Here is a 5,601-nt window from a genome sequence, read left to right as displayed (position 1 = left end):
ACGGCAGAGACCCTCGAACAAGCCATCGCAGACCATCTTCCAGACATCAGGCCTCAAGACGCTCAAGCATGGTTCAGAACGCCATTTCATCCTATATAGCTATGAGGAATACGCTCTAGATCTCCGATGGCATCTCCACACGGTCCACTAGCGGAATCTCCAGTAGCGCCTTCACCGGCACGAGCTTCAGCCCGAGCTGGTCATTGAGCGCGTTCACCAGTGACTCCCCTTCAAAGTTCGCTGCGTCACTCGCCGCATCCGTTTTGGGCTTCGTGTATTCCACTCCGAAATCGATGCTCCCTGTGATCCCCGTCTGGTCCACCACAGTTCGTCCCAGACCGCCTACGTTCGAAACAAACGCGCACAGTTGCCGCATCGTCGTGTTGCGCGCCGCCGCAAACAGCTCGCCCCCTGGCCGGTCCAGCAAGAGGTACACGCCGCACGGCAACCAATCGAGCCCTTCAACCTTCCCACCCGGCTTTGGCGGAGTTCCACTTACCTTGCATCCATCCTCGCCATGCAGGTGCAGCCAGGGCCCGAATTTCCCCGGCTTGATCAACAGCAGTCCCAGCGCCGGTTTCTCCTGCTTGTCAAAATGGATCGCAAGTTTGAACCGGTCTGCCAGCAGCGCTTGCATCATCAGCCGCACTTGGTCTTTCCCCGGCGTCCCCGGCACTCGTGCGCGGATTTCATACGATTGGCTACTGGCCCACTTCGGTAGATTTGCAATCATCGAGTGCTGCTGATCAAGCTTGTAGGCAAAGGCAATGAAGGTGGACAGTGACGCATCCGCAATAAATAGTCCCTCGCTGGGCTTATAGTCCTCATCTGAGTCGAGCGAGTAACCCGGATCGGTGTACCTCCACGTCTCGTTCGGACGCACCGACGCCACTTCAAACTCGAACTTGCCCGACTGGCCTTCTGCCGCTTGCAGAGCACGCGGAGCGACCACCGGCGCCGCGTTGTTTTGGCCCAGAATCTGCAAATGTGGAAACGAAACCATACCCCCAATCAACAGCCAACGCAGCATCATTCTCGTGGCATAGGTTCCTTTCAACACTCGCTGCATCCGCGCCTCACGCTTGAAGGAATGTCTCGTCTTGCAGAAAAGACGAACCACGACGCGATCCGCTCAACCATATTTCGCGGCGAGGATATTAGCGATAGGAGCAGGAGCCTGGAACTGAACTTCACGGAAAACGCGCTTCCCGGTAACTTGCCTGCAGTCCGGCGATTGCCGCCGCTCAGTGGCTCCAGGTTGGAGTTCAAGCCATAGGTTCAGGCCGTGTAAGCGCCAATGCGGGTCTCGCGTGCGGTCAGCGCATCGGACTGCCGGTCGAGAGCTTCGTAGGCGGCGTCGTGCTCTTTGCGAAAGCTGCGAAAGGCCTCTTCGCTGGTCCAGCGGTCAATGGTGAGATAGCTGCCGTGGACATAGGCGTCACGGAGCAGCTCTGTACCCTTGTAATCGGGAGACTCGCGGAAAAGCTGTGCCCACGGGCCTTCAGAACCGTAAGCGGCTTCAAATGCGGCGATATTCTCTTCGGCAATTTCAAACTGCCAGACGACGATGAACATGATTCGATCCTGAATTTGATGGTATCGCAGGACTGGCAGTTCAGGCAGCTTCGCCTTCGGTGCGATTATTGGGAAATTCACTTTGGGAGCACCACGTTCCGCATTTGCAACGCGGGTGAACTAGAATGAGCGCACTCGCGGTTTCAAAGTCTGCGGGTTTTTCTGCAGAAGGCCGCCGGATCTTCTATGCGCAACGCCGCCATAGTTCCTCTCTTCATCGTTTCCTCTCTTCTGGCCTGCGCGCAATCTTCCAGGCCGTCGATGAACGTTTATGACGGTTTTGAAGGCCCCGCCTTAAGTGAACTATGGGAAAGCTCGCGTTTTGCTCCGGGATCTGTGGAGATTCAATCTTTGATCGCGCGCGCAGGGCACAGCGCAGTTCGCATCACCTTGCATTCGCATGATGTATTCGAGGCTGGAAGAGCGGGCGAAGCGGATAGTGAACGCGATGAACTTTTAGAAAGCCGCCGTTTGGTATCGAGCGAAGATACAAACTATGAGTTCTCGTGGAGCATATATTTGCCGAAGGATTTCCCCATCGCTCCTGTTCGTCTGGTTGTGGCCCAGTGGAAACAGTATTGCGGAGATGACTCAAAGGCGTGCAGTGATGACAGCCCGGTGCTGGCAGTCCGTTATATAGGCGGTGTTCTTCTAATTACACAGGACATTGACCATAAACACATTGTTTTATACGAAGAAAAACGTGACCTCCGGGAGAAATGGCTCGATCTTCGTTTCCAGGTTCGCTTTACGCCGCGTAGCAACGGCAGTGTGAAGGTCTGGCTGGATGAAAGGCAGGTTGTTGATTATCGCGGGGTAACAGCGGATGCGGAAACATCAACGACGGGATATAGCAGTCCAAGCCGCTTTTACTTCAAGATGGGGCTTTACCGGAACGTGATGTCACTGCCGATGACTATTTACCTTGATGAATATCGCAAGCGCGAGATTTCCGATCATTAGTGCTTTGGTGCATCTAATGCTTTCATGCCGCTCTAGTCAGCGGAAGACGAGGAGCGACCTATGAAAAAGCGCTGGCTGATGATTACGGCGGGAGCAGTTGTCGCGGTGCTGCTGGCGGTGGTGGCGCTGCCCTTTTTGATTGATGTGAATCGTTTTCGCCCGAAGCTTGAGGCGGAGGCCAGCGAAGCCCTGGGGCGCACCGTGAAAGTGGGCAATCTGCGCCTGTCGATCCTTGGCGGCAAGGTGATTGCCGAGAACATCGCTATCGCCGACGATCCGGCGTTCAGTCAATTCGATTTTCTTCAAGCTAAATCCGTCGAGATTGGCGTGGAGCTGAAGCCTCTGATCTTTTCCCGCCAGTTGAACATTACTGAAATCGTCATCGAGCAGCCGCAGATCTCCATCCTGAAAGCGTCGGACGGCTCCTATAACTTCTCCTCTCTTGGAGGTGCATCTCAGCCGGACAAAGCCGTGCAACTCCCCAAAGGCTCTCGGCTCGAAGTGGCCAGGCTCAGAATCGATCACGGAAAGCTGACCGTGGCGGTTGTCGGCTCGCCGCGGGGTGCCCAGGTATATGACGATTTCAACGTTGCTGTGACGGACTTTTCCGCAACTTCGCAGTTTCATTTTCTGCTTACCTGCAAACTGCCCGGCGGCGGAGATGCCAAACTTTCAGGCAAGACTGGACCGATCCGTGCTTCAAAGGTTGCGGCGACGCCGCTGGACGCCTCCGCGACAGTTCACAACCTGGATCTTTCCGGGTACGGGTTGATTGATCCTGCGAGCGGCATCTCAGGGCAGATGAGCCTGGATGGGAACTTGTCCTCGGATGGAAACACGGCAATCGTGAGTGGCGCAGTTACCGGAACGTCGATGACCTTTGCGCCCAGGGGCAGGCCATCGACGGAAGCTATCACGATCCAAACCAGGGCGGAGCTAAATCTCGCCACTCAACTGGTCAATATCACGCAGTCCGATATAGCCATTGGCAATGCGAAGTTCAAGATGACCGGGACCATCGAGAATAAGCCCGAGGGGCGCGTGGCGAATCTCAAACTGACTGGCAAGAGCGTTCCGCTGGATGCTATTCAGGCGGTGCTGCCATCGGCCGCTGTTCGCCTGCCGCTGGGTTCTCATCTGCAGGGTGGCACGCTGTCTGTCGATTTCGCGATTACCGGGCCGCTGGCCTCGCCAACGGCCGCGGGCCATGTGCTGGTGATGGATACCAAGCTGGTTGGCTATAACCTTGGTGAGCAGCTCGGCTCGTCGGCGGCATTTGCGGGCAAGGCCATCTCGCAGCCGGATACTTCCATTCACCGGATGTCCTGTGACTCGAAGGCGACGCGGGCGGGCTCGACATCGACGAACATCGAGTCCGACATTTCCGACGTTGCCTACTCAACCGGCGAAGGAACCGTAAGCCCGGATGGCGCGCTTCACTATGTTCTGCAAAGCTACCCTACCAAAGCTACCCTACAAGCGGCGTGGCTGGTGGATTAACGAAGATGGCTTCCGTGGGCAGCGGAAATGGTTACATCCCGGTGACCATTGTGGGCACGGTGGAGAAGCCGGTCTTTGTGGTGGACACAAAGGCTGCTGCGCACATCCTGGTCAAGCAGACGGCAAAAGGCGTTGTCTCCGCAACCGGGAATGCGATCAGCGGGCTCTTCAAGAAGAAGAAGAAGGATGCGGACGAGCCGAAGTAGGTGGTGTGATGGGCTGTTGAGTTAATGGGATTAGGAGCAGGTCAGGGATTTATTTTATAAGCTTCAGAAGCACATATTGCTCAACGGGAATTCTGTATCATTAAATCAACTTATAAATCTCAATTATGCCCGCGCTAGCGGACAAACTTGAATATGGCACTAACACGCGATAACCATTTCGTGCCGCAACTGTATTTAAAGAATTTCGCCACTGCTACTGGCGAGGTACTTGAATATAGGACACTCGTTTCACACTCAAGCGTACCTGTGTGGAAATCCATCAATGTGGCCGGAACAGGGTACGAGAAAAACCTATACACAAGAATTGTGCGTGGAGAAGAAGCGGATGACGTCGAGCAATGGCTGAATCGCGATTTTGAATCGCCCGCCAAAGAACCGTTGCAAAAAGTACTCGCCGATCAGCAGCTTGCTAAAGATGATTGGGAAATACTTGTTCGCTTTCTTGCTGCTCAAATCGTCAGAACTCCTGCCTTTCTTATAAAAAGCTTGCCAGTCTGGAATCAGATGACGCCCGTAGTTCTGGACCAAACCCAGAAAGAAGTTGAAGCTGCGTTAGCAGAGGCTAAAGCTTCGGGCAGAGAGATCATCCATGAATCGTCGCCCAACAGTGAATATTTCCCTATGCGAGTGGATCGGAAGGACCTTCCAGATGAGAAAAAGGTTCAATTCACTACGAAAGTAGTGGTAGGGCGTGGGCTTTGGTTTTTCTCAATGAAGCACTTGTTGACGAAAACGCTTGAGGTCCTTCATAAACACAAATGGACGGTTCTTGAAGCGCCCGCCGGTATGCGATGGTTCACGAGCGATGATCCTGTGATTTGTCTGAACTTTAGATCAGAATCCGATTATGACTTCAAGGGTGGCTGGAATAGAAAAGGGGCAAACATCCTATTCCCATTAAGCACACGACATCTTATGATCACTGAAATAGGCGCAGGTCTATATCCTAAACGAGTGCCATCTCGTTATAAGGCCAGGCTGTTCCGGCGTATCATGGCCGAGCATGCTCATCGGAGAATCTATTCTTTGGTCGAGGAAGAAAAAATAGTTAGCTTAAGGCCTCGTGTGGTGGATGACACCGCTTTTCGTAACGAGAGAACTGCTTGGGAATCGTATTACGAAAATCAGACCAGAGCTGAGCAGGATCTTTAATTGGCATATTCAATCTTTATTAAATTGCGTGAGCACTTCAGCGAAGTGCAGTGCTTCACGGTGTCCTAGCTGCGCGATCTGTTCGCGGCAACTGAATCCATCGGCTACGATGAGTGTTTCTTGAGTGGCAGACTCGATGGGGCCGAGCAAGCCGAGGTTTGCGATGGTTTTTGAGACTTCGTAC

General features: G+C 53.8%; 6 protein-coding genes. 4 read left to right on the top strand and 2 right to left on the bottom strand.

The window, feature by feature from the left end; genetic code table 11:
* Positions 1-115: 115 nt before the first annotated feature.
* Positions 116-1,033 carry a TIGR03435 family protein gene (locus ABSG47_RS20430; protein WP_424172274.1) on the bottom strand — a complete coding sequence of 306 codons (918 nt, stop codon included), beginning with the start codon at positions 1,031-1,033 and terminating at the stop codon, positions 116-118.
* A 245-nt stretch (positions 1,034-1,278) separates the two neighbouring features.
* A complete protein-coding gene (locus tag ABSG47_RS20425; RefSeq protein ID WP_424172272.1) occupies positions 1,279-1,575 on the bottom strand; it encodes an antibiotic biosynthesis monooxygenase family protein in 297 nt (98 codons plus the stop codon).
* A gap of 186 nt (positions 1,576-1,761) precedes the next feature.
* On the opposite strand from ABSG47_RS20425, the gene ABSG47_RS20420 reads away from it, so the two are divergent.
* From ABSG47_RS20420 to ABSG47_RS20405, 4 genes are all read left to right on the top strand, one after another.
* The gene (locus ABSG47_RS20420) at positions 1,762-2,538 is read left to right on the top strand and encodes a polysaccharide lyase family 20 protein (RefSeq protein WP_424172269.1); all 777 of its coding nucleotides are present in this window, start codon (positions 1,762-1,764) and stop codon (positions 2,536-2,538) included.
* 60 nt (positions 2,539-2,598) lie between these two features.
* Positions 2,599-4,038 (top strand): AsmA family protein, encoded by a 1,440-nt coding sequence (locus ABSG47_RS20415; RefSeq protein WP_424172267.1) that lies wholly within the window; start codon positions 2,599-2,601, stop codon positions 4,036-4,038.
* A gap of 5 nt (positions 4,039-4,043) precedes the next feature.
* Positions 4,044-4,244, top strand: a complete 201-nt coding sequence (locus ABSG47_RS20410) for a hypothetical protein (RefSeq protein ID WP_424172264.1) — start codon at positions 4,044-4,046, stop codon at positions 4,242-4,244.
* Positions 4,245-4,397: 153 nt separating this feature from the next.
* Positions 4,398-5,417: a DUF4238 domain-containing protein gene (locus ABSG47_RS20405; protein ID WP_424172262.1), complete on the top strand. Its 1,020-nt coding sequence runs from the start codon at positions 4,398-4,400 to the stop codon at positions 5,415-5,417.
* Positions 5,418-5,601: the final 184 nt, after the last annotated feature.

This window comes from Occallatibacter sp., from assembly GCF_049510455.1.
Lineage (GTDB): Bacteria > Acidobacteriota > Terriglobia > Terriglobales > Acidobacteriaceae > Telmatobacter.
This window is presented reverse-complemented; position numbering and strand designations above follow the sequence as displayed.

Excerpts from the sequence above, each read along its gene's own strand:
- ABSG47_RS20430 (WP_424172274.1), bottom strand. The coding sequence starts at position 1,033 with ATGATGCTGCGTTGGCTGTTGATTGGGGGTATGGTTTCGTTTCCACAT.
- ABSG47_RS20425 (WP_424172272.1), bottom strand. The coding sequence starts at position 1,575 with ATGTTCATCGTCGTCTGGCAGTTTGAAATTGCCGAAGAGAATATCGCC.
- ABSG47_RS20420 (WP_424172269.1), top strand. The coding sequence starts at position 1,762 with ATGCGCAACGCCGCCATAGTTCCTCTCTTCATCGTTTCCTCTCTTCTG.
- ABSG47_RS20415 (WP_424172267.1), top strand. The coding sequence starts at position 2,599 with ATGAAAAAGCGCTGGCTGATGATTACGGCGGGAGCAGTTGTCGCGGTG.
- ABSG47_RS20410 (WP_424172264.1), top strand. The coding sequence starts at position 4,044 with ATGGCTTCCGTGGGCAGCGGAAATGGTTACATCCCGGTGACCATTGTG.
- ABSG47_RS20405 (WP_424172262.1), top strand. The coding sequence starts at position 4,398 with ATGGCACTAACACGCGATAACCATTTCGTGCCGCAACTGTATTTAAAG.